This is a genomic window from Pseudomonas sp. BW7P1, from assembly GCF_024981055.1.
GTDB lineage: Bacteria > Pseudomonadota > Gammaproteobacteria > Pseudomonadales > Pseudomonadaceae > Aquipseudomonas > Aquipseudomonas bananamidigenes.
In genome coordinates, this window is record NZ_CP103374.1 from 606,972 (window position 1) to 632,039 (window position 25,068).

General features: G+C 62.2%; 19 protein-coding genes and 1 pseudogene. 18 read left to right on the forward strand and 2 right to left on the reverse strand.

The features are described 5' to 3' along the window. Nucleotides 1-303 precede the first annotated feature (303 nt). From hutU to NWV16_RS02830, 18 genes are all read left to right on the forward strand, one after another. The gene (gene hutU / locus NWV16_RS02745) at nt 304-1,986 is read left to right on the forward strand and encodes a urocanate hydratase (protein WP_260521875.1); all 1,683 of its coding nucleotides are present in this window, start codon (nt 304-306) and stop codon (nt 1,984-1,986) included. Nucleotides 1,987-2,065: 79 nt separating this feature from the next. Further along, complete coding sequence (locus NWV16_RS02750) at nt 2,066-3,538, forward strand: purine-cytosine permease family protein (RefSeq protein ID WP_260521876.1); 1,473 nt, start codon at nt 2,066-2,068, stop codon at nt 3,536-3,538. A gap of 70 nt (nt 3,539-3,608) precedes the next feature. Then, complete coding sequence (locus NWV16_RS02755; protein WP_065261547.1) at nt 3,609-4,577, forward strand: ABC transporter substrate-binding protein; 969 nt, start codon at nt 3,609-3,611, stop codon at nt 4,575-4,577. 83 nt (nt 4,578-4,660) lie between these two features. Then, nucleotides 4,661-5,512, forward strand: coding sequence for an ABC transporter permease (locus tag NWV16_RS02760; protein WP_085711027.1), 852 nt, complete (start codon nt 4,661-4,663; stop codon nt 5,510-5,512). Then, the gene (locus NWV16_RS02765) at nt 5,509-6,339 is read left to right on the forward strand and encodes a glycine betaine/L-proline ABC transporter ATP-binding protein (RefSeq protein ID WP_065261545.1); all 831 of its coding nucleotides are present in this window, start codon (nt 5,509-5,511) and stop codon (nt 6,337-6,339) included. Before NWV16_RS02760 ends, NWV16_RS02765 begins: the two co-directional genes overlap by 4 nt. Before the next feature lie 129 nt (nt 6,340-6,468). Then, nucleotides 6,469-7,992 carry a histidine ammonia-lyase gene (hutH, locus tag NWV16_RS02770; RefSeq protein WP_260521877.1) on the forward strand — a complete coding sequence of 508 codons (1,524 nt, stop codon included), beginning with the start codon at nt 6,469-6,471 and terminating at the stop codon, nt 7,990-7,992. 116 nt (nt 7,993-8,108) lie between these two features. After that, nucleotides 8,109-9,641: a histidine ammonia-lyase gene (gene hutH / locus NWV16_RS02775; RefSeq protein WP_260521878.1), complete on the forward strand. Its 1,533-nt coding sequence runs from the start codon at nt 8,109-8,111 to the stop codon at nt 9,639-9,641. A 102-nt stretch (nt 9,642-9,743) separates the two neighbouring features. Continuing rightward, entirely contained in the window at nt 9,744-10,949 is a 1,206-nt protein-coding gene (gene hutI, locus NWV16_RS02780) for an imidazolonepropionase (protein ID WP_260521879.1), read from the forward strand. 10 nt (nt 10,950-10,959) lie between these two features. Next, complete coding sequence (gene hutG / locus NWV16_RS02785; protein WP_260521880.1) at nt 10,960-11,763, forward strand: N-formylglutamate deformylase; 804 nt, start codon at nt 10,960-10,962, stop codon at nt 11,761-11,763. Between the two features lie 285 nt (nt 11,764-12,048). Next, entirely contained in the window at nt 12,049-12,996 is a 948-nt protein-coding gene (locus tag NWV16_RS02790; RefSeq protein ID WP_260521881.1) for a choline ABC transporter substrate-binding protein, read from the forward strand. Then, a complete protein-coding gene (locus tag NWV16_RS02795) occupies nt 12,996-13,913 on the forward strand; it encodes an alpha/beta hydrolase (RefSeq protein WP_260521882.1) in 918 nt (305 codons plus the stop codon). The genes NWV16_RS02790 and NWV16_RS02795 overlap by 1 nt, the downstream gene beginning before the upstream one ends. Nucleotides 13,914-14,016: 103 nt before the next feature. Then, entirely contained in the window at nt 14,017-14,988 is a 972-nt protein-coding gene (pip, locus tag NWV16_RS02800) for a prolyl aminopeptidase (RefSeq protein WP_260521883.1), read from the forward strand. After that, nucleotides 14,985-15,422 carry a D-aminoacyl-tRNA deacylase gene (dtd, locus tag NWV16_RS02805; protein WP_065260939.1) on the forward strand — a complete coding sequence of 146 codons (438 nt, stop codon included), beginning with the start codon at nt 14,985-14,987 and terminating at the stop codon, nt 15,420-15,422. Before pip ends, dtd begins: the two co-directional genes overlap by 4 nt. 321 nt (nt 15,423-15,743) lie before the next feature. Further along, entirely contained in the window at nt 15,744-17,573 is a 1,830-nt protein-coding gene (locus NWV16_RS02810; protein ID WP_312846917.1) for a glucan biosynthesis protein G, read from the forward strand. Continuing rightward, nucleotides 17,566-20,136, forward strand: coding sequence for a glucans biosynthesis glucosyltransferase MdoH (gene mdoH, locus NWV16_RS02815; protein ID WP_260521885.1), 2,571 nt, complete (start codon nt 17,566-17,568; stop codon nt 20,134-20,136). Before NWV16_RS02810 ends, mdoH begins: the two co-directional genes overlap by 8 nt. A gap of 188 nt (nt 20,137-20,324) precedes the next feature. Beyond that, nucleotides 20,325-21,122 carry a transporter substrate-binding domain-containing protein gene (locus NWV16_RS02820; protein WP_260521886.1) on the forward strand — a complete coding sequence of 266 codons (798 nt, stop codon included), beginning with the start codon at nt 20,325-20,327 and terminating at the stop codon, nt 21,120-21,122. Between the two features lie 184 nt (nt 21,123-21,306). Next, entirely contained in the window at nt 21,307-22,266 is a 960-nt protein-coding gene (locus NWV16_RS02825) for an amino acid ABC transporter permease (protein WP_007952431.1), read from the forward strand. Continuing rightward, a complete protein-coding gene (locus NWV16_RS02830; RefSeq protein ID WP_260521887.1) occupies nt 22,259-22,993 on the forward strand; it encodes an amino acid ABC transporter ATP-binding protein in 735 nt (244 codons plus the stop codon). The genes NWV16_RS02825 and NWV16_RS02830 overlap by 8 nt, the downstream gene beginning before the upstream one ends. Nucleotides 22,994-23,144: 151 nt before the next feature. Here the strand turns inward: NWV16_RS02830 and NWV16_RS27770 are convergent, their stop codons facing one another. Together NWV16_RS27770 and NWV16_RS27775 are read right to left on the reverse strand one after the other, a co-directional pair. Beyond that, entirely contained in the window at nt 23,145-24,017 is an 873-nt protein-coding gene (locus NWV16_RS27770) for a methyl-accepting chemotaxis protein (RefSeq protein WP_409519369.1), read from the reverse strand. Further along, a pseudogene (locus NWV16_RS27775) lies at nt 24,000-25,061 on the reverse strand (methyl-accepting chemotaxis protein); the annotation flags it as partial. The pseudogene NWV16_RS27775 and the gene NWV16_RS27770, both read right to left, overlap by 18 nt. Between the last annotated feature and the right edge of the window lie 7 nt (nt 25,062-25,068).

The window sequence follows — 25,068 nt, forward strand, 5'->3', positions numbered from 1 at the left end:
GGCGCAAAACCACACTTGTGTAACAGTCCCTCACTTGCACCAATCAACTCCGCAAAAAAAATCACACACGTCCCGGCCCTTGATTCAGGCGTCCTCCAGCGGTGCCTGGCGATTTTCTTGAACGATCCTTCAAAGAGTTGGCCGCTCGATTGCATATGCTTGTATGTACAAGTAAAGACGTATGCGTATGAGTCGTCAGCGATTCTCCGCAGCGTCCCTGATTCGCTTGTCGCGCATCGAAGCGCACAAGCCGCTTGCCCATCGCCAGGGTTGGTTTGAATTGATCGCTGAGGAGCCTTTTTCGTGACTGACGCAAAAACTACCAAATTCCGTGACGTCGAAATCCGCGCTGCCCGCGGCAACCAGCTGACCGCCAAGAGCTGGCTGAGCGAAGCGCCGCTGCGCATGCTGATGAACAACCTCGACCCGGAAGTGGCCGAGAACCCGAAAGAGCTGGTGGTCTATGGCGGCATCGGCCGCGCTGCGCGCAACTGGGAGTGCTACGACAAGATCGTCGAAAGCCTGACCAACCTGAATGACGACGAGACTCTGCTGGTGCAGTCCGGCAAGCCGGTCGGCGTGTTCAAGACCCACAGCAACGCGCCGCGCGTGCTGATCGCCAACTCCAACCTGGTGCCGCACTGGGCGACCTGGGAACACTTCAACGAACTCGATGCCAAGGGGCTGGCCATGTACGGCCAGATGACCGCCGGCAGCTGGATCTACATCGGCAGCCAGGGCATCGTCCAGGGCACCTACGAAACCTTCGTCGAGGCCGGTCGCCAGCATTACGACTCCAACCTCAAGGGCCGCTGGGTCCTGACCGCCGGCCTCGGCGGCATGGGCGGCGCCCAGCCGCTGGCCGCGACCCTGGCCGGTGCCTGCTCGCTGAACATCGAATGCCAGCAGACCAGCATCGATTTCCGCCTCAAGACCCGTTACGTCGACGAGCAGGCCAAGGACCTCGACGACGCCCTGGCGCGCATTGAGAAGTACACCCAAGAAGGCAAGGCGATCTCCATCGCCCTGTGTGGCAACGCCGCCGAAATCCTCCCGGAACTGGTCCGTCGTGGCGTGCGTCCGGACATGGTCACCGACCAGACCAGCGCCCACGATCCGCTCAACGGCTACCTGCCGGCCGGCTGGACCTGGGAGCAATACCGCGCCCGCGCCAAGACCGAACCGGCCGCAGTGATCAAGGCCGCCAAGCAGTCGATGGCGGTGCACGTCAAAGCCATGCTCGACTTCCAGAAGCAAGGCATCCCGACCTTCGACTACGGCAACAACATCCGTCAGATGGCCCAGGAAGAGGGCGTGGAAAACGCTTTCGACTTCCCGGGTTTCGTGCCGGCCTACATCCGTCCGCTGTTCTGCCGTGGCATCGGCCCGTTCCGCTGGGCGGCGCTGTCGGGTGATCCACAGGACATCTACAAGACCGACGCCAAGGTCAAGGAACTGATCCCGGACGACGCCCACCTGCACAACTGGCTGGACATGGCTCGCGAGCGCATCAGCTTCCAGGGTCTGCCGGCGCGGATCTGCTGGGTCGGCCTGGGTCTGCGCGCCAAACTGGGTCTGGCGTTCAACGAAATGGTCCGTCGCGGCGAGCTGTCGGCACCGATCGTGATCGGCCGCGACCACCTCGACTCCGGCTCGGTGTCCAGCCCGAACCGCGAAACCGAATCGATGCAGGATGGCTCCGACGCCGTCTCCGACTGGCCGCTGCTCAATGCCTTGCTCAACACCGCGAGCGGCGCGACCTGGGTCTCGCTGCATCACGGTGGCGGCGTCGGCATGGGCTTCTCCCAGCACTCGGGCATGGTGATCGTCTGCGACGGTACCGATGAGGCGGCCGAGCGCATCGCTCGCGTGCTGCACAACGACCCGGGCACCGGTGTGATGCGTCATGCCGATGCCGGTTACCAGATCGCCATCGACTGCGCCAGGGAGCAGGGGCTGAACCTGCCGATGATCACCGGCAAATAAAAATGCGGGAGCGAGCGTGCTCGTTCCCGCGCAAGCCAACACAACAACAAAACCCGGAACAATCCACAGAGGTTGAATCATGGCTGGCAACACCGATCGTGCAAGCAACAAACCGTTGATCGAAAGGCGTTCGATCGACTACATCCCGGAAGCGGAAAGACACGGTCGTCTATTCAGTCAGTTCACTCTGTGGATGGGTGCCAACCTGCAAATCACCGCGATTGTCACCGGGGCTCTGGCCGTGGTGCTGGGCGGCGATGTGTTCTGGTCGTTGATCGGTTTGCTGATCGGTCAACTGCTGGGCGGCGGCGTGATGGCGCTGCACGCGGCGCAAGGGCCGAAGCTGGGTCTGCCGCAGATGATCTCCAGCCGTGTGCAGTTCGGGGTTTATGGTGCGGCGATTCCCATCGTGCTGGTGTGCCTGATGTACCTGGGTTTCACCGCCACCGGCACTGTGCTGTCGGGGCAGGCGCTGGGCCAGTTGTTCGGGGTCAGCGACACGGTCGGCATCCTGCTTTTCGCCAGCGTCATCGTCGTGGTCACGGTGCTCGGCTATCGGGTGATCCACTGGATCGGCCGTATCGCCAGTGCCATCGGCGTGATCGCTTTCGTTTATCTGTTCAGCCGTCTGATGAGTCAGGTGGATGTCGGTGCACTCCTGCAGATCCGCCACTTCAGCTGGAGCAGTTTCCTGCTGGCGGTGTCGCTGGCGGCGTCCTGGCAGATCGCTTTCGGCCCCTACGTGGCGGACTACTCCCGCTACCTGCCGAGCCAGGTGTCCTCGGTGAAAACCTTCTTTGCTGCCGGTGCCGGCTCGGTGATCGGCGCGCAGGTGGCGATGATTCTCGGTGTGTTCGCGGCGGCTTCGGCGAACGGCCAGTTTGCCGGTCATGAAGTGGCTTACATCGTCGGTCTGGGCGGCACCGGGGCTACCGCAGCGTTGCTGTATTTCAGCATCGCGTTCGGCAAGGTCACCATCTCCACTCTGAACTCCTACGGCAGCTTCATGTGCATCGCGACCATCATCAGTGGCTTCCGTGGCCACCTGACGGTCAGCCGCATGCAGCGTCTGGTGTTCGTGCTGGTGATCGTCGGTGCCGCGACCCTGATCGCCCTGCTCGGCCAGCACTCGTTCCTCGGGGCGTTCAAGTCTTTCATTCTGTTCCTGCTGGCGTTCTTCACACCGTGGAGCGCGATCAACCTCGTGGACTACTACTGCATCACCCGTGAGCACTACGACGTCCCGGCGCTGGCCGATCCGAACGGTCGCTACGGCCGCTGGAACCTCCTCGGGATCAGCGTCTATGTGTTCGGTGTGCTGGTGCAGCTGCCGTTCATCTCCACCAAGTTCTACACCGGTCCGCTGGTGGCCGCGCTGGGGGATGTGGATATCTCGTGGATCATCGGTCTGGTGTTGCCTGCTGCGCTTTACTACGTATGCGCAAAAAAATGGCATGGCAGCGTACCCGACAAACTGATTCTGCCGGTCGAGCAGAACAGCGTTGCATCAACTGAAACAAGCGGGACCGGCCGCGCTGCGGCGCAGGCCTGACTGGACGTGGACAGGGCTGGATGCCTCTTGAACTGCCGTAAGCCAATTCATGATTAGGAGCGTCGCAACAATGAAATCGAACAAGACCCTGCTGACCACATTGCTGTCCATGGGCCTGCTGGCCAGTGCCGGCGCCACCCAGGCCGCCGGTTGGTGCGAATCCGGCAAACCGGTGAAATTCGCCGGCCTGAACTGGGAAAGCGCGATGTTGCTGACCGACGTGCTGCAGGTCGTGCTGGAGAAAGGTTATGACTGCAAGACCGACAGCCTGCCGGGCAACTCCATCACCATGGAAAACGCCCTGAGCAGCAACGATATTCAAGTGTTCGCCGAAGAGTGGGTCGGCCGCAGCGAGGTCTGGAACAAGGCCGAGAAGGCCGGCAAGGTCGTCGGAGTCGGCGCCCCGGTGGTCGGTGCGGTGGAAGGCTGGTACGTGCCGCGTTATGTGATCGAAGGTGATGCCAAGCGCAAGATCGAAGCCAAGGCGCCGGACCTGAAAAACATTGCGGACCTGGGCAAATACTCGGCGATCTTCAAGGATGCCGAAGAACCGTCCAAGGGCCGTTTCTACAACTGCCCGGCCGGCTGGACCTGCGAGCTGGACAACAGCGAAATGCTGAAAAGCTACGGCCTGGAAAACAGCTATACCAACTTCCGCCCGGGCACCGGCCCGGCGCTGGATGCGGCAGTGCTGTCGAGTTACAAGCGCGGCGAGCCGATCCTGTTCTACTACTGGTCGCCAACCCCGCTGATGGGCCAGATCGACGCGGTCAAACTGGAAGAGAAACCCGGCGTCGACAAGCGTGTGACCATCAAAGTGGGCCTTTCCAAGACCTTCCATGACGAAGCGCCCGAGCTGGTGGCCGTGCTGGAAAAGGTCAACCTGCCGATCGACCTGCTGAACCAGAACCTGGGTCGCATGACCAAGGAGCGGATCGAGTCGCCGAAACTGGCGAAAATCTTCCTCAAGGAACATCCTGAGGTCTGGCATGCGTGGGTCAGCGACGACGCTGCCAAGAAAATCGACGCGGCGCTGTAGGTCGATACCTCCCGGTCAACCGTGAGGCTGGCCGGGAGATTTGCCGTACTCGCTTGATTGAGATTTCTGATTGAGAGCCGCTTATGTTTCCCGAACGCTTTACGTTTTCCATCGCCGACTGGGTCAACGGTTGGGTCGATGCACTGGTCACCAACTACGGCGACGTGTTCCGCCATATCTCCGACACCCTGCTGTGGGCCATCGTCAACCTTGAAGGCCTGCTGCGCGCCGCGCCGTGGTGGTTGATGCTGGCCATCGTCGCGGGTGTGGCCTGGCACGCCACCCGCAAGGTCGTGACCACCGCCGTGATTGTCGGCCTGCTGTTCCTGGTCGGTGCCGTCGGCCTGTGGGACAAGCTCATGCAGACGCTGGCGCTGATGATGGTCGCCACGGTCATCTCGGTGCTGATCGGGGTGCCGCTGGGGATTCTCTCGGCCCGCAGCAACCGCCTGCGTTCGTTCCTGATGCCGTTGCTCGACATCATGCAGACCATGCCCAGCTTCGTGTACCTGATCCCGGTGCTGATGCTGTTCGGCCTGGGCAAGGTGCCGGCGATTTTCGCCACCGTGATTTACGCTGCGCCACCGCTGATCCGTCTGACCGATCTGGGCATCCGCCAGGTCGACGGTGAAGTGATGGAAGCGATCAACGCTTTCGGCGCCAACCGCTGGCAACAGCTGTTCGGCGTGCAACTGCCGCTGGCCCTGCCGAGCATCATGGCCGGGATCAACCAGACCACCATGATGGCCCTGTCGATGGTGGTGATCGCCTCGATGATCGGCGCCCGTGGCCTGGGTGAAGACGTGCTGGTAGGCATCCAGACCCTCAACGTCGGACGTGGCCTGGAAGCCGGTCTGGCGATCGTGATTCTCGCAGTGGTCATCGACCGCATTACCCAGGCATATGGTCGGCCACGGCACGAGGTGAGCAAATGAGCAACGCAACCGTGAGCAAGATTGAAGTCAGAAACGTCTTCAAGATTTTCGGCAACCGCGCCAAGGACGCCCTGGCGATGGTCGGTCAGGGCAAGACCAAGGAACAGGTGCTGAACGAGACCGGGTGTGTGGTGGGGGTCAATGACTTGTCCCTGAGCATCGGCACCGGCGAGATCTTCGTGATCATGGGCCTGTCCGGCTCCGGCAAATCCACGCTGGTGCGCCACTTCAACCGCCTGATCGATCCGACCAGCGGCGCGATCCTGGTGGACGGCGTGGACATCCTGCAATACGACATGGACGCCCTGCGTGAATTTCGCCGGCACAAGATCAGCATGGTGTTCCAGAGCTTCGGCCTGCTGCCCCACAGGACCGTGCTCGACAACGTCGCCTACGGCCTGAAGGTGCGCGGCGAGAGCAAGCAACTGTGTGCCGAACGCGCGCTGCACTGGATCAACACCGTGGGCCTCAAAGGCTACGAAAACAAATACCCGCACCAGCTCTCCGGCGGCATGCGCCAGCGTGTCGGCCTGGCCCGCGCCCTGGCGGCGGACACCGACATCATTCTGATGGACGAGGCGTTCAGCGCCCTCGACCCGTTGATCCGCGCCGAGATGCAGGATCAGTTGCTGGAGCTGCAAAAGACCCTGCACAAGACCATCGTCTTCATCACCCACGACCTCGACGAGGCCGTGCGCATCGGCAACCGCATCGCGATTCTCAAGGACGGTCGCCTGATTCAGGTCGGCACGCCCAAAGAGATCCTGCACTCGCCGGCGGACGAATATGTCGACCGGTTCGTGCAGCGGCGGGCGGCGGTGGTTTAACAGCACCGCTTGTGTGGCGAGGGAGCTTGCTCCCGTCGCAGGTTTTTTGGGTCTGCTCCGCAGCCCGGCGGGAGCAAGCTCCCTCGCCACAGGGTTACCTGCATCAACAGAATTGGTATGAGGTTCCAGATGTCCCAGGCTGAAAAAATCGTTATCGCCGACGCCCCGATGCGTTGGCAGGATGTGGTCGCGGTAGCCCGGCACGGTGCGCAGCTGGAGCTGTCGGCCCAGACCTGGGCACGCATCGAAAATGCTCAGGCCATCGTCCAGCGCATTGTCGCCAGCGGCGAGCGCGCCTATGGCGTCAACACCGGGCTGGGCGGTCTGTCCAACGTCTCGCTGAAAGACCAACAGCTGAGCCAGCTGTCGCGCAACACCTTGCTCAGCCATGCCTGTGGCGTCGGCCCGGTACTGGCCGACGAGCAGACCCGCGCCATCCTGTGCGCTGCGATCCGCAACTACAGCCACGGCAAATCCGGGATTCATCGGCAAGTGGTCGAAGCGCTGCTGGCGTTGCTCAATCGCGGTATCACCCCGCAAGTGCCGTCCCAGGGTTCGGTGGGTTACCTGACCCACATGGCCCACATCGGCATCGCGCTGCTGGGCGTGGGCAATGTCAGCTATCGCGGGCAAGTGATTTCCGCGCAGCAGGCGCTGGCTGAAGAAGGTTTGCAACCGGTGCAACTTGGGGCGAAGGACGGGTTGTGTCTGGTCAACGGCACGCCATGCATGACCGGCCTCGGCTGCCTGGCGATTGCCGATGCCACGCGTCTGGTGCAATGGGCCGACGTGGTCGGTGCCATGAGTTTCGAAGCCCAGCGCGGCCAGATCGCCGCGTTCGACGCCGAGATCATCGCGCTCAAGCCGCACCCGGGCATGCAACAGGTCGGCGTCAATCTGCGCGCGCTGCTCGATGGCAGTGAAGTGATTGCGTCGAGCAAAGGCATTCGCACCCAGGATGCGCTGAGCATCCGCTCGATCCCGCAGGTGCACGGCGCCGCCCGCGATCAACTGGCGCATGCAATCAAACAGATCGAAACCGAACTCAACGGCTGCACCGACAACCCGTTGCTGCTGGGCACACCGGACGAATTCCGGGTCATGTCCCAGGCCAACCCGCATGGGCAATCGGTGGCGCTGGCGGCGGATTTGCTGGCCATCGCGATGGCCGAAATCGGCTCGATTGCCGAACGGCGTCTGGATCGTCTGATCAATCCCCACGTCAGCGGCCTGCCGGCGTTTCTGGTGGCCAATCCGGGGGTGAACTCCGGGATGATGATCGTGCAATACGTCGCCGCGTCGCTGTGTGCGGAAAACCGCCAGCTGGCGCAACCGGCGGTGCTTGACAACTACGTCACTTCCGGCCTGCAGGAAGACCACCTGAGCATGGGCACCAGCGCCGCGCTGAAGCTGCATCGTGCACTGGAAAACTGCACGCAGATCCTTGCCATCGAGTACCTGCTGGCGGCCCAGGCGTTTGAGTTTCTCAAGGAACAGCGCTTCGGCGCGGGCACCGATGTGGCGTGGCGACTGCTGCGCGAGAAGGTCCCTGCCTATGATCAGGACCGCTGGCTGGCGCCCGATATTGCGGCGGCTGCGAGTGTGTTGAAAGACCCGGAACTGCTGCACAAGGCTCTGCCGGACCTGCACTGAAAACTACCCACGCCAGCGTGCCAAGGCGCGGCTCCCCAAAAGGGCAGACGCGACGGACAACGGACATCTCCGGAGCGTCTGGCGAGTTAACAAGAAACTCTCAAAAGGAGCACAAGATGACTGCGCTGAACCTGATCCCCGGCCAACTGAGCCTGTCGCAACTGCGTGACGTCTACCAGAACCCGGTCAAACTGACGCTCGACTACAGCGCCGCCGCGCAGATCGAAGCCAGCGTCGCCTGCGTCGAGCAGATCCTCGCCGAGAACCGCACCGCCTACGGCATCAACACCGGGTTCGGTCTGCTGGCCTCGACCCGCATCGCCAGCGCCGACCTGGAAAACCTGCAGCGCTCGCTGGTGCTGTCCCACGCCGCCGGCATCGGCGAGCCGATCAGTGATGAGCTGGTGCGCCTGATCATGGTGCTCAAGGTCAACAGCCTCAGCCGTGGTTTCTCCGGCATTCGTCGGGTGGTGATCGACGCGCTGATCGCGCTGATCAATGCCGAGGTTTATCCGCACATTCCGTTGAAAGGTTCGGTGGGGGCGTCCGGCGACCTCGCGCCATTGGCGCACATGTCGCTGGTGCTGCTGGGCGAGGGCAAGGCCCGTTACAAGGGCGAGTGGATGGAAGCCACCGAAGCGCTGAAAGTGGCCGGTCTGACCCCGCTGACTTTGGCCGCGAAAGAAGGCCTGGCGCTGCTCAACGGTACGCAGGTGTCCACCGCATTCGCCCTGCGCGGTCTGTTCGAAGGTGAAGACCTGTTTGCCGGCGCGCTGGCCATCGGCGGCCTGAGCGTGGAAGCGGTGCTCGGTTCGCGCTCGCCATTCGATGCGCGTATTCACGCAGCCCGTGGCCAGAAAGGCCAGATCGACACCGCCGCCGCTTACCGCGATCTGCTGGGCGAGCGCAGCGAGGTCTCCGATTCGCACCAGAACTGCGAGAAGGTTCAGGATCCGTACTCGCTGCGCTGCCAGCCGCAAGTCATGGGCGCGTGCCTGACCCAGTTCCGTCAGGCCGCCGAGGTGCTGGTGATCGAAGCCAACGCCGTCTCCGACAACCCGTTGGTGTTCGCCGCCGAAGGCGACGTGATTTCCGGCGGCAACTTCCATGCTGAACCCGTGGCCATGGCCGCTGACAACATGGCCTTGGCCATCGCCGAAATCGGTTCCCTGAGCGAACGCCGCATCTCGCTGATGATGGACAAGCACATGTCGCAACTGCCGCCGTTCCTGGTGGCCAATGGCGGCGTGAACTCGGGCTTCATGATCGCTCAGGTGACTGCGGCGGCGCTGGCCAGCGATAACAAGGCGCTGGCCCATCCGCATTCGGTGGACAGTCTGCCGACCTCCGCCAACCAGGAAGACCACGTGTCGATGGCCCCGGCCGCCGGCAAGCGCCTGTGGGAAATGGCCGAGAACACCCGCGGCATTCTCGCGGTGGAATGGCTGGCGGCGGTGCAGGGTCTGGACCTGCGCAACGGCCTGAAGACCTCGGCCAAACTGGAAAAGGCCCGGGGCATTCTGCGTCGCGAAGTGCCGTTCTATGAGAAGGACCGCTTCTTTGCGCCGGACATCAATGCGGCGATCGAGTTGCTGGCTTCTCGCACGCTGAATGAGCTGGTTCCGGCGAAGTTGCTGCCTAGCCTGTGATGGCCTCTTCGCGAGCAGGCTCGCTCCCACAGTTGAAATGCAATCCTCTGTGGGAGCGAGCCTGCTCGCGAAATCGATTTTGAATACTGTGGAGACTAAGGGATGAAAACCCTCTGGCAACACTGCCACGTCGCAACCATGGCGCAAGGCGTCTACTCGATCATCGAGGACGCGGCCATCGTGACGTCCGGTGCGCTGATCGAGTGGATCGGTCCGCGCAGCCAATTGCCGTCCGGCGAATACCCGGCGGTCAACGATCTGCAAGGCGCGTGGGTGACCCCCGGCCTGATCGACTGTCACACCCACACCGTGTTCGGCGGTAACCGCAGCGGCGAGTTCGAGAAACGCCTGCAAGGCGTCAGTTACGCCGAGATCGCAGCGGCCGGTGGCGGCATCGCCAGCACCGTGCGCGCCACCCGCGAAGCGTCGGAAGACGAGCTGTTCGCCAGCGCCGCCAAACGCCTGAAAAGCCTGATGCGCGATGGCGTGACCACGGTCGAAATGAAATCCGGCTACGGTCTCGATCTGGCCAGCGAGCGCAAGATCCTGCGGGTCATCCGCCGCCTCGCCGCCGAGCTGCCGATCAGCGTGCGCAGCACCTGCCTGGCCGCCCATGCGATGCCGCCGGAATACAAGGATCGCGCCGACGATTACATCGATCACATCTGTGCCGAAATGCTGCCGGCACTGGCCGCCGAAGGGCTGGTGGATGCAGTGGATGCGTTCTGCGAATACCTGGCGTTCTCGCCGGAGCAGGTCGAGCGGGTGTTCATCAGTGCGCAAAAACTCGGTCTGCCGGTGAAGCTGCACGCCGAACAATTGTCGTCGCTGCATGGTTCCAGCCTTGCGGCCCGCTACAAGGCGTTGTCCGCCGATCACCTGGAATTCATGGATGAAGACGACGCCATTGCCATGGCCAAGTCCGATACTGTCGCGGTGTTGTTGCCGGGCGCGTTCTACTTCCTGCGTGAAACCCAATTGCCGCCGATGGAAGCCTTGCGCAAACACAAGGTGAAAATCGCCATCGCCAGCGACCTCAACCCCGGCACTTCGCCGGCGCTGTCGTTGCGCCTGATGCTGAACATGGCCTGCACCTGCTTCCGCATGACCCCGGAAGAAGCCCTGGCCGGCGCCACAATTCATGCGGCGCAAGCCTTGGGCATGGCCGATACCCACGGCTCGCTGGAAGTCGGCAAGGTCGCGGATTTCGTTGCCTGGCAGATCGACCGGCCAGCGGATCTGGCGTACTGGCTGGGCGGTGAGCTCGACAAGCGCGTCGTGCGTCACGGCGTTGAATCAAGTCTGTAGGAGAGCGGTTGTGGAAAAGGTTCTGAACTTCAAACAAGGCCGCGTGCCGCTGCTGATCAGCATGCCGCATGCCGGCGTGCGCCTGACCCCGGCGGTCGAGGCCGGATTGATCCCGGACGCGAAAAGCCTGCCGGACACCGACTGGCACATTCCGCAGCTCTACGATTTTGCTGCCGAACTGGGCGCCAGCACCCTGGCAGCGGAATACTCGCGGTTCGTCATCGACCTGAACCGGCCTTCCGACGACAAACCGCTGTACGCGGGCGCGACCACCGGGCTGTATCCGGCGACGCTGTTCGATGGCATTGCGTTGTTCAAGGAAGGCAAGGAACCTTCGAAAGAAGAACGGGCGACGTACCTGGAGCAGATCTGGGCGCCCTACCACCGTACCTTGCAGGAAGAACTGGCGCGGCTGAAGGCCGAGTTCGGTTACGCACTGCTGTTCGATGCGCACTCGATCCGTTCGATCATCCCGCACCTGTTCGACGGCAAGCTGCCGGACTTCAACCTCGGCACCTTCAACGGCGCCAGTTGCGATCCTCAACTGGCTTCGCAACTGGAAGCGATCTGCGCCCGTCACGGCAATTACAGCCATGTGCTCAACGGTCGCTTCAAGGGCGGTCACATCACCCGTCACTACGGCAATCCGGCCGAGAATATCCACGCCGTGCAACTGGAACTGGGCCAGTGTACGTATATGGAAGAGTTCGAACCCTTCCGCTACCGCGCCGATCTGGCGGAGCCGACGCGGGTGGTGCTCAAGGAGTTGCTGCAGGGGCTGCTCGCCTGGGGCGAAAAGCACTATCAGCGCTGAAATACCTTGTGGCGAGGGAGTTTGCTCGCGCCGGGCTGCGAAGCGGCCCCGAAACCGGGATTCATCGGCTAAATCCGGCCACCCGGTTTTGCGACGGCTTCGCCGCCGAGCGGGAGCAAGCTCCCTCGCCACAGGTTCGCTTCATTCCGGGTAGAGGGTCGCCACCGTGCAAATCCCGGTCGCCACAGTTCGCTTTTCCGTCTCGCCTGCTGCGTAATGTTTCGGCCACGGTGCAAGAAGACACCGATCCGAACAATAAACCGCTGCCGCACGAGACGACCCCACATGAAAAGACTGTTCACTCGTTGTGCGTTAATCCTCACCGGCAGTGCGCTGCTCAGCGCCGGCGCCATGGCTTCCGACGATGCCTCCTGCAAAACCGTGCGCATGGGCGTGGTCAACTGGACCGACGTGATCGCCACCAGCGGCGTGGCCGACGTGCTGCTCAACGGTCTCGGCTACGAAAGCAAACAGACCAGCGCCGTGCAGCAAATCATCTTCGCCGGCATCCGCGACAAGCGTCTGGATATTTTCCTCGGCTACTGGAAACCGGCGATGGACAAGAACATTGCGCCGTTCCTCGCCGCCAATCAGGTCAAGGTCATGGACAAGCCCAGCCTGGCGGATGCCCAGGCAACGCTGGCAGTGCCGGACTACGTCGCGGCGGCAGGGCTGAAAACCTTTGGCGACATCGCAAAATTCAAGGATCAGCTCGGCGGCAAGATTTACGGCATCGAGCCCGGCAGCGGCGCCAACACCACGATCAAGACCATGATCGAGACCAACCATTTCGACCTGAAGGATTTCAAGATCATCGAGTCCGGTGAGGCCGGCATGCTTGCCGCCGTACAGCGGGCGATGAATCGCAAGGAGTTCGTGGTATTCGTCGGCTGGACCCCGCACCCGATGAACATCAACATGAAAATCACCTACCTGACCGGCAGCGAAGACGTCTACGGCCCCAACGAAGGCGCTGCCACCGTTTCCACCGTCACCGCGCCGGACTACGCCGAACGTTGCCCGAATGTCCATCGCTTGCTGGAAAACCTGACCTTCACCGCCGCCCAGGAAAGCCAGTTGATGGTGCCGATCATGGAGCGCAAGACACCTCAGGACGTGGCGAAGACCTGGTTGCGTGAGCATCCCGAAGACCTGCAACGCTGGCTGGCGGGGGTCAGCAGTTTCGACGGCAAGGACGGAGTGGCCACGGTTCAGGCCAGTCTGAAAAACTGATGAGCACTTATCCACTGTCGCCGGCGATGGCCGCGTTCGTCGTCAGGACCGAAAGCTTTGCCAGCGATGACAGCAGTCTCGCGGGGTTGCGCAGGTCCTACGACGAGATGTGCCGGGCTTTCACGCCTTCGAGGCCGGCAGGGCTGGATGTCGTGGATTTTCAGTTGAGCGGGGTGGCGGTGCGCTCGTATCGCCCGCCCGTCAAACCAGCGTCCGGCGGCTGGCCGTGCGTGTTGTACCTGCACGGCGGTGGCTGGGTGGTGGGCGGGCTGGATTCTCACGACTTCATTTGCAGCGAACTGGCCATGACACTGGGGGCGATGGTGGTGGCGGTGGATTACCGGTTGGCCCCGGAACATCCGTTCCCGGCCGGGTTCGACGATTGCCTGAGTGTCTGGCGTGCATTGCGCAGCGGGCCGTTCTGGTTCGATCCCGAACGCATGCTGGTGGCCGGCGACAGCGCCGGAGGCAATCTGGCGGCCGCGTTGTGCGTGGCCTTGCGTGATGCCGGCGAGCCGCTGCCCACGGCCCAGGTGTTGATCTATCCCGGGTTGGGTGGTGGTGAAACGCTGCCGTCGCGCAGCGAATGCGCCGATGCGCCGCTGCTGTCCAGCAGTGACGTGGATTGTTATCACGCGTTGTACCTGCGCGGCACGCCACAATCCAATGCCCGTGCCATGCCGTTGCTCGCCGATGATTTCAGCGGACTGCCCCCGGCCTGGATCGCCGTGGCGCAGTTCGATCCGTTGCGCGACGACGGTGTGCTTTACGCCGAACGATTGGCCGCCGCCGGGTGCGAAGCCACGCTGTATTACGGTGAAGGGCTGGTTCACGGCTGCCTGCGGGCCCGCCATCAGGTGGCCGAAGTCGATCGTCTTTACGAAAACCTGCTGGGGTTCATGGCTGACAAAATGTGACAGCGCGCGGGCATGCTCATTGACGTAAATCGGGTTTATGATGCCGGACGGCAGAATAATAGAAGTCCCCCCAGGGATGACCTCGACCCTTACGGAGCGCGCAATGCAGACTTTGTTTCCGCAGATCAAACCTCACGCACGGCACGATCTGGCCGTCGACGACACCCACACGCTGTATGTCGACGAAAGCGGTTCACCGGAAGGTTTGCCGGTGGTGTTCATCCATGGTGGTCCCGGTGCCGGGTGCGATGCCCAGAGCCGTCGCTACTTCGATCCGAATCTGTATCGCATCGTCACCTTCGACCAGCGCGGCTGCGGACGCTCCACCCCGCATGCCAGCCTGGAAAACAACACCACCTGGGATCTGGTCGAAGACCTCGAGCGCATCCGCAAACACCTGGGCATCGATAAATGGGTGCTGTTCGGCGGCTCCTGGGGTTCGACCCTGGCGCTGGCTTACGCGCAGACCCACCCGGAGCGTGTGCATGGTCTGATCCTGCGCGGGATCTTTCTCTGCCGTCCGCAGGAAATCGAATGGTTCTACCAGGCCGGTGCCAGCCGTCTGTTCCCCGATTACTGGCAGGACTACATTGCGCCTATCCCGCTGGACGAGCGCGACGACCTGCTCGGCGCGTTCCACAAACGCCTGACCGGCAATGACCAGATCGCCCAGATGCATGCCGCCAAGGCCTGGTCGATCTGGGAAGGACGCACCGCGACCCTGCGCCCGAACCCGCTGGTGGTCGACCGTTTCTCCGAGCCGCAGCGCGCCCTGTCGATTGCGCGGATCGAGTGCCACTATTTCACCAACAACGCCTTCCTCGAACCGGACCAGTTGATCCGCGACATGGGCAAGATCGCCCATCTGCCGGGCGTGATCATCCATGGCCGCTACGACGTGATCTGCCCGCTCGACAATGCCTGGGAGCTGCATCAGGCCTGGCCGAACAGCGAGCTGCAGGTCATCCGCGATGCCGGGCACGCCGCGTCCGAACCGGGTATCACCGATGCGCTGGTGCGCGCCGCCAGCAAAATGGCCCGGCGCCTGCTCGACCTGCCGCCCGAAGAAGCATGAAGGGGCTTTTGCAGCGCGTGAAGGGCGCGCGGGTCGAAGTGGCGGGAGAGGTGGTCGGCAGTGTCGATCAGGGGCTGCTGGTGCTGGTGGCGGTCGAACCCGACGACACGCAGGCCAGCGCCGACAAACTTCTGCATAAGCTGCTTAACTATCGTGTATTCAGTGACGCCGAAGGCAAGATGAATCTGTCTTTGGCGGATGTGGGCGGCGGGCTGCTGCTGGTCTCTCAGTTCACCCTGGCTGCCGACACCAAAAGCGGGTTGCGCCCGAGTTTCTCGACCGCCGCCCCTCCGGCACTGGGCGAGGAATTGTTCGACTATCTATTAAGTAAAGCGAAACAGATGCATGGCACTGTGGCATCAGGTAGATTCGGCGCGGATATGCAGGTGCACCTGGTCAACGACGGCCCGGTAACCTTCCTGTTACAGACATGAAAGTGCTTGAAACAAGTTTTTAAGGGCTTTTCGACTGAAAACAGGGAATTTTCGCGATAAATACTTTGTTACCCCTGATGCGTTGTCACGCGGGCTGCTAGATAATCGCGCGCTACGGGGATCAGCGTTCGTTGGTCCATTTTGACTTAGGTAGAGACTTGTCCGGATCCGATTGGGGAATCATTTTGCCCCAGCGGAGTCGGAACAATGCTCGCCAACTTGGCAAGGGTGTTCTGCAGGAGCGGTTTTTTTGTACCGGATCCCTGACAGACACTTCATCTGGCCGTTGGTTTTTTGATCTGTTTTCGGCGAGGGTTGCTCGTGATTGTTAGTCCCTGTAATGCAGCAAAATTGTCTGCCAAACGCTTGCGAAGCGCTCTGGTAGCGGGCTCGGCACTCGTCTGCCTGCTCAGCGCCGGTCAGCTTTGGGCATTCAATCTTGACGATGTGTCGGCCAAGGCCAAAGAGCTGGCCGGGCAGAAATTCGAAGCCCCGCGCAGCAACCTGCCAAACGAATTCCGCGACATGAAATTCGCGGACTACCAGAAAATTCGTTTCCGCACCGAAAAAGCCGAATGGGCCGACCAGAAGACGCCGTTCAAGCTGTCCTTCTATCATCAGGGCATGCACTTCGATACGCCGGTGAAAATCAACGAAATCACGGCAAACACCGTCGAAGAGATCAAATACGATCCGTCCCGTTTCGATTTCGGCGATCTGCAGTTCGATCCGAAGGCCACTGAACAACTGGGCTACGCCGGTTTCCGTGTCCTGTACCCGATCAACAAGGCCGACAAGCAAGACGAAATCATGACCATGCTGGGCGCGAGCTACTTCCGCGTCGTCGGCAAGGGTCACACCTATGGTCTGTCTGCCCGTGGCCTGGCCATCGATACCGCTTTGCCGTCCGGCGAAGAATTCCCGCGTTTTCGCGAGTTCTGGGTGCAGCAGCCAAAACCGGGCGACAAGCACCTGGTGATCTTCGCCCTGCTGGACTCCCCGCGTGCCACCGGTGCGTACCGTCTGATCGTGCGTCCGGGCAGCGACACCATCGTCGACGTCAAAGGCCAGATGTTCCTGCGTGACAAGGTCGGCAAGCTCGGTATCGCGCCGCTGACCAGCATGTTCCTGTTCGGCGCCAACCAGCCGTCGAAAGTGCTCAACTACCGTCGCGAACTGCACGACTCCAGCGGTCTGTCGATCCATGCCGGCAACGGTGAGTGGATCTGGCGTCCATTGAACAACCCGAAACACCTGTCCGTGAGCCAGTTCAGCGTCGAGAACCCGCGTGGTTTCGGTCTGCTGCAGCGTGGCCGCGACTTCAGCCACTACGAAGACCTCGACGACCGCTACGACAAGCGTCCGAGCGCCTGGATCGAGCCGAAGGGCGAGTGGGGCAAGGGTACTGTCGATCTGGTAGAGATCCCGACTGCCGACGAAACCAACGACAACATCGTTGCCTTCTGGAACCCGGAAAAACAGCCGGAGCCGGGCCAGCCGCTGGACTTCGCCTACCGCATGCACTGGACCAACGACGAATCCAAAATTCACGCCATCGACAGTGCCTGGGTCGAGCAGACCCTGCGTTCGACCGGTGACGTCAAGCAATCGAACCTGATCCGTCAGCCGGATGGCACCGTGGCCTACCTGGTGGACTTCGCAGGTCCGTCCTTGGCGGCGTTGTCGCCGGATGCCGATGTGCGTAGCCAGGTCAGCGTCGGCGACAACGCCGAGCTGGTCGAGAACAGCGTGCGTTACAACCCGGAAACCAAAGGCTGGCGCCTGACCCTGCGTCTGAAGGTCAAGGACGCGAGCAAGGCCACCGAAATGCGTGCGGCGCTGGTGCAGCACGTAATTCCTGTGGATCTGGCCAAGACCTCGTTGCCGGCGTCGAACTCCTCCGTTGCCAAGGCTGACAAGGTTGCCGCCAAGCAGCAGGAAAAAACCGACAAGGACGCCCAGGCGGCCGAAGCCAAACAGGCCGAAGCCAAACAGGCCGACGCCAAGCCGGCGGCACAAGCCAAGGACAAGGCCAACAAAGACGCCAAGCAGCCAGCCGCTGCAGAAGCGGCCCCAGCCACACCGGAACCGGCCGCGACTGAACAAGTCCTGACCGAGACCTGGAGCTATCAGTTGCCTGCCGATGAGTAATTCTCAAGTACAGCCAGAGTCTCTGTCCGAGTACCTGGCGCATCTGCCGATGACCGACGAGCAGCGCGCGGAACTCGCGGGCTGCCAGTCCTTCAGCGAATTGCATCAACGCCTGTCGTCCTCGACGTTCGACGCCCCGACCGAAGCCGCCCAGGCTTCGGTGGGCAAGCGCCTGACCCTGAGCACTGCCGAAGAGCTGGAAGACGCGGAAATGCTGGTGCTCGATGCCAGCGGCCGGGTCAGCCTCAAGGCCACGCCGCCGATTCGTCGGACCAAGGTCGTGCCGGAGCCGTGGCGCACCAACATCCTGGTGCGTGGCTGGCGTCGCCTGACCGGCCGGACCAATCCGCCGCAGCCGCCCAAGGACCAGAACGTGCTGCCGGCCGCCCGCTGGCGCACCGTCGGTTCGATCCGTCGCTACATCCTGCTGCTCCTGATGCTCGGCCAGACCATTGTCGCCGGCTGGTACATGAAAGGCATCATGCCGTATCAGGGCTGGTCGTTCGTCGACCTGGAAGAAGTCCTGCATCAACCGTTGCTGCAAACCGCCACGCAAGTGCTGCCGTATGCATTGCAGACCAGCATCCTGATCATGTTCGGGATTCTGTTCTGCTGGGTGTCAGCCGGTTTCTGGACTGCGCTGATGGGCTTCCTCGAGTTGCTCACCGGCCACGATAAATACCGGATCTCCGGTAAAAGTGCCGGTAACGAGCCGATTCCGAAAGACGCACGCACCGCGCTGGTGATGCCGATCTGCAACGAAGACGTGCCTCGGGTGTTCGCCGGTCTGCGGGCGACCTTCGAGTCCGTCGCGGCCACCGGTGACCTGGATCGCTTCGACTTCTTCGTGCTCAGCGACAGTAACGACACCGATATCTGCGTTGCCGAACAGCAGGCCTGGCTGGACGTCTGCCGCGAAGCCAAAGGCTTCGGCAAGATCTTCTATCGTCGCCGTCGTCGTCGCGTCAAACGCAAGAGCGGCAACCTCGATGACTTCTGCCGTCGCTGGGGTGGCGATTACAAGTACATGGTCGTGCTCGACGCCGACTCGGTGATGAGCGGCGAGTGCCTGACCAGCCTGGTGCGCCTGATGGAGGCCACGCCGGACGCCGGTATCATCCAGACCGCGCCGCGTGCTTCGGGCATGGACACGCTGTATGCGCGCATGCAGCAATTCGCTACGCGGGTTTACGGTCCGCTGTTCACTGCCGGCCTGCACTTCTGGCAGTTGGGTGAATCCCACTACTGGGGTCACAACGCGATCATCCGCATGAAGCCGTTCATCGACCACTGCGCCCTGGCGCCGTTGCCGGGCAAGGGGGCGTTCTCCGGTGCGATCCTCTCCCACGACTTCGTCGAAGCCGCGCTGATGCGCCGTGCCGGCTGGGGCGTGTGGATTGCCTATGATCTGCCGGGCAGCTACGAAGAACTGCCGCCAAACCTGCTCGACGAGCTCAAGCGTGACCGTCGCTGGTGCCACGGCAACCTGATGAACTTCCGCCTGTTCCTGGTCAAAGGCATGCACCCGGTACACCGCGCGGTGTTCCTGACCGGCGTGATGTCCTACCTGTCGGCGCCGTTGTGGTTCTTCTTCCTGGTGCTGTCGACGGCGCTGCTGGCGGTGAACACGCTCATGGAGCCGCAGTACTTCCTCGAGCCGCGCCAGCTCTATCCGCTGTGGCCGCAATGGCACCCGGACAAGGCCATCGCGCTGTTCTCGACGACCATCGTGCTGCTGTTCCTGCCGAAGCTGTTGAGCGTCATCCTGATCTGGGCCAAGGGCGCGAAAGAGTTCGGCGGCAAGTTCAAGGTGACCCTGTCGATGCTGCTGGAGATGCTGTTTTCCATGCTGCTGGCGCCGGTGCGGATGATTTTCCACACCCGTTTCGTTCTGGCCGCGTTCCTTGGCTGGGCGGCGACCTGGAACTCGCCACAGCGTGACGACGACTCCACGCCATGGAGCGAAGCGATCAAGCGCCACGGTCCGCAGACCCTGCTGGGCTTTTTCTGGGCGCTGCTGGTGATCTGGCTGAACCCGAGCTTCCTGTGGTGGCTGGTGCCGATCGTCGGTTCGCTGATGCTGTCGATTCCGGTGTCGGTGATTTCCAGCCGCGTGGGCCTGGGCCTCAAATCCCGTGACGAGAGCCTGTTCCTCATCCCCGAGGAATACAATCCGCCACAGGCGCTGCTGGCCACCGATCAGTACACCCACGAAAACCGCTGGCATGCGCTTAACGACGGCTTCGTCCGCGCCGTGGTCGATCCGCAGCAGAACGCTTTGGCGTGCTCGCTGGCGACCTCGCGTCACGGTCAGGCCGAGCCGATCGAGTGGTTGCGTCAGGAACGTGTGCGTCACGCGATCAAGGTCGGCCCGGCCGGGCTGAACAACCACGATCGCCTGCAACTGCTGAGCGATCCGGTGGCCCTGGCCCGTCTGCACGAGCAGGTGTGGGCCGAAGGTCACGCCGAGTGGCTGGACGCCTGGCGGGCCTCGGTGAAAGCCGATCCCCATGCGCCGCTGCTGCCGCTCAAGCCTGTGAGCCTGCAAGCGCAACCGGCCTGATGAAGAAACCCCGCGAAAGCGGGGTTTTTTTTGCCTGCCGAATGCTGGCATCGGTCAGTCCCTCATGAAAAAACTTGTGCAAACGGACGAGTGCGTTAGCATCCGTCCCCGAATTGGCGCACCCGGACACATTTGTCCATCTCTGTCGGTTTTCGCGCCGCAAACGCAATGGTTTTGGGGACTTGAAGATGAAGAAGTATCTGTCGATGCTGCTGGTCGGCGTCACGGCACTGGTTGCAGTCACTGCGGCGCAGGCCGGCGCAATCGATGACGCGGTCAAGCGCGGCACCTTGAAAGTCGGCATGGACCCGACCTACATGCCGTTCGAGATGACCAACAAGCGCGGCGAGATCATCGGTTTTGAAGTCGACATCCTCAAAGCCATGTCCAAGGCCATGGGCGTCAAGCTGGAGCTGGTTTCGACCGGTTACGACGGGATCATCCCGGCACTGATGACCGACAAGTTCGACATGATCGGCAGCGGCATGACCCTGACCCAGGAACGCAACCTGCGCCTGAACTTCAGCGAACCGTTCATCGTGGTCGGCCAGACCCTGCTGATCCGCAAGGAACTGGAAGGCACCATCAAGTCTTACAAAGACCTGAACACCGCCGACTACCGCATCACCTCCAAGCTCGGCACCACCGGCGAAATGGTCGCCAAAAAACTTATCGCCAAGGCCAAGTACCACGGCTACGACAACGAGCAGGAAGCCGTGCTCGACGTGGTCAACGGCAAGGCCGACGCTTTCATCTATGACGCGCCGTACAACGTCGTCGCGGTAAACAAGGTCGGCGCCGGCAAACTGGTGTTCCTCGACAAGCCGTTCACTTACGAACCGCTGGCCTTCGGTCTGAAGAAGGGTGACTACGACAGCCTCAACTTCATCAACAACTTCCTGCACCAGATCCACGAAGACGGCACCTACGATCGCATCCATGACAAGTGGTTCAAGAGCACCGAGTGGCTCAAGGACATGGAATAAGCCCGGTCATTGTGGCGAGGGAGCTTGCTCCCGCTCGGCTGCAAAGCAGTCGTAGTCTCCGGTTGACTCGTTCTACCCGATGTTGCGCAGAGGCCGGTTTCAGGGCTGCTTCGCAACCCAGCGGGAGCAAGCTCCCTCGCCACAGAGGGAGTGAGCGCCCTGATCGTTATGGATTTACCTCTAGATGAAACAGAAAAAAGCCCAATGGCCCTGGCACGTCCTGACCGTGCTGGTGCTGGTCGGCCTGGCGGGCGCGCTGTATTACGCCACGTCGCTGATGTCCTACGAATGGCGCTGGAACCGTGTGCCGCAGTACTTCGCCTATCAGGCCGAGGAAACCCAGCGCGCCACTGACATTTCCACCGTCAGCGAACTGGTACGCAAGGGCGGCAGTGCTCAGGTCACCCTGCGCAATGATGCCGGTGACGAGCAGCACCTGACCGTCGACGAAAACAGCCTGCAATTCGCCCAGGGCGACGATGTGGCCGAAGGCGACGTTGTGGGCGTGACCCGGCATTGGGCGGCGGGTCCGCTGCTGTGGGGGCTGTGGACGACGCTTTGGCTGTCGGTGGTGTCCGGTGTCCTCGGTCTGCTGATCGGTCTGGCCACCGGCCTGTGCCGGTTGTCGAGCAACCCGACCCTGCGCGACCTGTCGACGATCTATGTCGAACTGGTGCGCGGCACGCCGCTGCTGGTGCAGATCTTCATTTTTTACTTCTTCATCGGCACGGTGATGAACCTGTCCCGGGAGTTCGCCGGGATCGCCGCGTTGTCGCTGTTCACCGGCGCCTATGTGGCGGAAATCATTCGTTCCGGCGTGCAGTCGATTGCCCGTGGGCAGAACGAAGCGGCGCGTTCGCTGGGTCTGAGCGCCGGCCAGTCGATGCGCCATGTGGTGCTGCCGCAGGCGTTCAAACGCGTGCTGCCACCGTTGGCCGGGCAGTTCATCAGTCTGGTGAAGGACACTTCGCTGGTGTCGGTGATTGCGATTACCGAGCTGCTGAAAAGCGGCCGTGAAGTCATCACCACCTCGTTTTCGCCGTTCGAAATCCTGTTCTGCGTGGCCGGCCTGTACTTGTTGATCAACCTGCCGCTGTCGAAAATCGCCAGCCGGCTCGAGCGGAGGCTCGCGCAAAGTGATTGAAGTCCGCGATCTGGTAAAAGTCTTCGACACCCGTGGTCAGGTGGTGCGTGCGGTGGATAACGTCAGCACCAACGTCGCCAAGGGCGAGGTGCTGGTGGTGCTCGGCCCGTCCGGTTCCGGCAAGTCGACCTTCCTGCGCTGCCTTAATGGTCTTGAGGAATTCGATTCCGGCTCGGTGAGCATCGACGGCCTGCAACTGGCCGACCCGAAAACCGACATCAACGCCTATCGCCGTGAAGTCGGCATGGTGTTCCAGCACTTCAACCTGTTTCCGCACATGACCGTACTGGAAAACCTCTGCCTGGCACAGAAAGTCGTGCGCAAGCGTGGCCAGAAGGACAGCGAGGCCAAGGCGATGGCGCTGCTGGAAAAGGTCGGCATTGCGCAGAAGGCCCGCGAATACCCTTCGCGTCTGTCCGGCGGTCAGCAGCAGCGCGTGGCGATCGCCCGGGCGTTGGCGATGGACCCGAAGGTCATGCTATTCGATGAGCCGACCTCGGCCCTCGACCCGGAAATGGTCGGTGAGGTGCTGGATGTGATGAAAAACCTGGCAGTTGAAGGCATGACCATGGTCTGCGTGACCCACGAAATGGGCTTCGCCCGGGAGGTGGCGGACCGGGTGCTGTTCTTCGATCACGGCAAACTGCTGGAAGACGCCTCGCCGACGGAATTCTTCGATGCGCCGAGGGATCCGCGAGCCCAGGCGTTTTTGCGGCAGGTTTTGTAACTGCGGCGCCTGTTCGGCCGTCTCCGCGAGCAAGCCCGCTGCCACATTGTCTGGTGGTGAACACAAATCCTGTGTTCCACCAGGATCCCTGTGGGAGCGAGCTTGCTCGCGAAAGTATCACCTCGGTCCATAGTGAACCGAGGCAGATGAATCAAACCTTGAACCGGCCCACCAGCGTTTGCAGGTGAGTGCCCAGGCGTGCCAGCTCGACGCTGGAGGCCGCCGTCTCTTCACTGGCCGCCGAGGTCTGGTCCGACACATCCCGCACGTTCAGCACGCTGCGGTTGATCTCTTCGGCCACGGCACTCTGCTGTTCGGCGGCCGCGGCGATCTGCTGGTTCATCGCCTGAATCGCCGAAACGGTGCGAGTGATGCTGTCCAGCGAGCCACCGGCGCGGCGGGTCAGCTCGACGCTGCTGTCGGTCAGCGTGCGGCTGTTGTCCATGATCGTCGCCACCTGCTGGGTGCCGTTCTGCAGGCCGACGATCAGCTCTTCGATCTCTTCGGTGGATTTCTGGGTGCGCTGGGCGAGGCTGCGCACTTCATCGGCGACCACCGCAAAACCACGTCCGGCCTCACCGGCACGGGCCGCTTCGATGGCGGCGTTGAGGGCCAGCAGGTTGGTTTGCTGGGCCACGGATTTGATCACGTCGAGGACGCTGCCGATCTTGTCGCTTTCGCGCTTGAGCTCGCCCATGGCTTCGGTGGAGTGGCCGACTTCAGTGGCCAGACGTTCGATCTGAGCAATGGCTTCACCGACCACCTTGTCGCCTTCGCGGGCCTGCTGGTCAGCCGCGACGGCGGCTTCCGAAGCTTCCTCGGCGTTGCGCGCGACTTCCTGCACGGTGGCGGCCATTTCGTTCATGGCGGTGGCGACCTGATCGGTCTCGACTTTCTGATTGTTCACGCCGGCGCTGGTCTGCTCGGTCACGGCGGACAGCTCCTCGGCGGCGCTGGCGATCTGGGTCACGCCGTCGCTGATGCCGCTGATCAGCTCCCGCAGGCCCTGGGTCATGCTCTGCATCGAACGCTGCAACTGGCCGAGTTCGTCGCGACGCAGGGAGATCAGGTTGTGCGTCAGGTCGCCGGAGGCTACGCGCTCGGCCACTTTCAGGGTCTGGTTCAGCGGAATGATGATCTGCCGGGTGATCGCCCATGCCGCCAGCAAGCCGAAGGCCACGGCCAGCAGGGTGGCGATCAGCAGCTGGCGCTTCGCGCTGGCGGCATCGGTGTCGCGGACGACTGTCTGGGATTCGGTGAGTTGCTTGCTGACATCGAGCAGGATGTCACCCTGCACCGACATGCGGGCCAGAGCCTTGGCGCTGGCCACCTGGGAGTCGCGGAACTGGCTGACAGCGGCACGATAGGCCTTGAGTGAGTCAGTGGCCTGCTGGAGGTTGGCGATGTGTTGCTCAGGCAGCTTGGCCGGCAGGGTCTCGAGGTTTTTCAGGGCGTTGTCGATGGCGTCCAGGGCCGGTTGCTCGGCTTCGGTCTTGCCGCTGTAGGTGTAGCCACGGACCTGGAAGCGGGCCTGCTGGATGAGTTTGCTCAGGTCGATCACCGCGTTGAACTGGGCGACGCTGTCGCCCTGCAGCATGGATTTTTCGACTTCGGCGACCCTGGCCACGGCGTTGTCGGCGGTAGCGCCGAGTTTGCTGCGGGCATCTTCGCGGTTGGCACCGGCCTGCACCATGTCGGCGAAGGCGCGTTTGTATTCGGCGACGGCCGCCAGTTGCTGATCGACTTTCGCCGCGTCGGCGGGTTGTTCGATCAGGCCGCGTGCAGTCTGCAGGCCGCTGTCGAGTTTGCCCAGCAGGTCGTTGACCGTGCCCGGGCCTTGTTCGCCGCGACGCATTTCGTAATCCAGGCGCGCCAGGCGCAGGTCCTTGGTCAGCTCGTTGAGGCTGGAGATGAAACCGAGTTTGTCACCGCGGCTGATGATGCCGCTCATGCCGGTCCAGCCGGTGAAGGTGATCAACAGCGTCAGCAGCAGCACCAGGCCGAAACCGATGCCCAGCTTGCGTTTGACGCTGACGTTTCCAAGATTCTCGGCTAACCAACGGTACATGCGACGA

Excerpts from the sequence above, each read along its gene's own strand:
- NWV16_RS02790 (WP_260521881.1), top strand. The coding sequence starts at position 12,049 with ATGAAAAGACTGTTCACTCGTTGTGCGTTAATCCTCACCGGCAGTGCG.
- NWV16_RS02755 (WP_065261547.1), top strand. The coding sequence starts at position 3,609 with ATGAAATCGAACAAGACCCTGCTGACCACATTGCTGTCCATGGGCCTG.
- NWV16_RS27770 (WP_409519369.1), bottom strand. The coding sequence starts at position 24,017 with ATGCAGAGCATGACCCAGGGCCTGCGGGAGCTGATCAGCGGCATCAGC.
- hutH (WP_260521878.1), top strand. The coding sequence starts at position 8,109 with ATGACTGCGCTGAACCTGATCCCCGGCCAACTGAGCCTGTCGCAACTG.
- NWV16_RS02750 (WP_260521876.1), top strand. The coding sequence starts at position 2,066 with ATGGCTGGCAACACCGATCGTGCAAGCAACAAACCGTTGATCGAAAGG.
- pip (WP_260521883.1), top strand. The coding sequence starts at position 14,017 with ATGCAGACTTTGTTTCCGCAGATCAAACCTCACGCACGGCACGATCTG.
- NWV16_RS02760 (WP_085711027.1), top strand. The coding sequence starts at position 4,661 with ATGTTTCCCGAACGCTTTACGTTTTCCATCGCCGACTGGGTCAACGGT.
- mdoH (WP_260521885.1), top strand. The coding sequence starts at position 17,566 with ATGAGTAATTCTCAAGTACAGCCAGAGTCTCTGTCCGAGTACCTGGCG.
- NWV16_RS02795 (WP_260521882.1), top strand. The coding sequence starts at position 12,996 with ATGAGCACTTATCCACTGTCGCCGGCGATGGCCGCGTTCGTCGTCAGG.
- NWV16_RS02825 (WP_007952431.1), top strand. The coding sequence starts at position 21,307 with ATGAAACAGAAAAAAGCCCAATGGCCCTGGCACGTCCTGACCGTGCTG.
- NWV16_RS02820 (WP_260521886.1), top strand. The coding sequence starts at position 20,325 with ATGAAGAAGTATCTGTCGATGCTGCTGGTCGGCGTCACGGCACTGGTT.
- hutH (WP_260521877.1), top strand. The coding sequence starts at position 6,469 with ATGTCCCAGGCTGAAAAAATCGTTATCGCCGACGCCCCGATGCGTTGG.
- hutI (WP_260521879.1), top strand. The coding sequence starts at position 9,744 with ATGAAAACCCTCTGGCAACACTGCCACGTCGCAACCATGGCGCAAGGC.
- dtd (WP_065260939.1), top strand. The coding sequence starts at position 14,985 with ATGAAGGGGCTTTTGCAGCGCGTGAAGGGCGCGCGGGTCGAAGTGGCG.
- NWV16_RS02765 (WP_065261545.1), top strand. The coding sequence starts at position 5,509 with ATGAGCAACGCAACCGTGAGCAAGATTGAAGTCAGAAACGTCTTCAAG.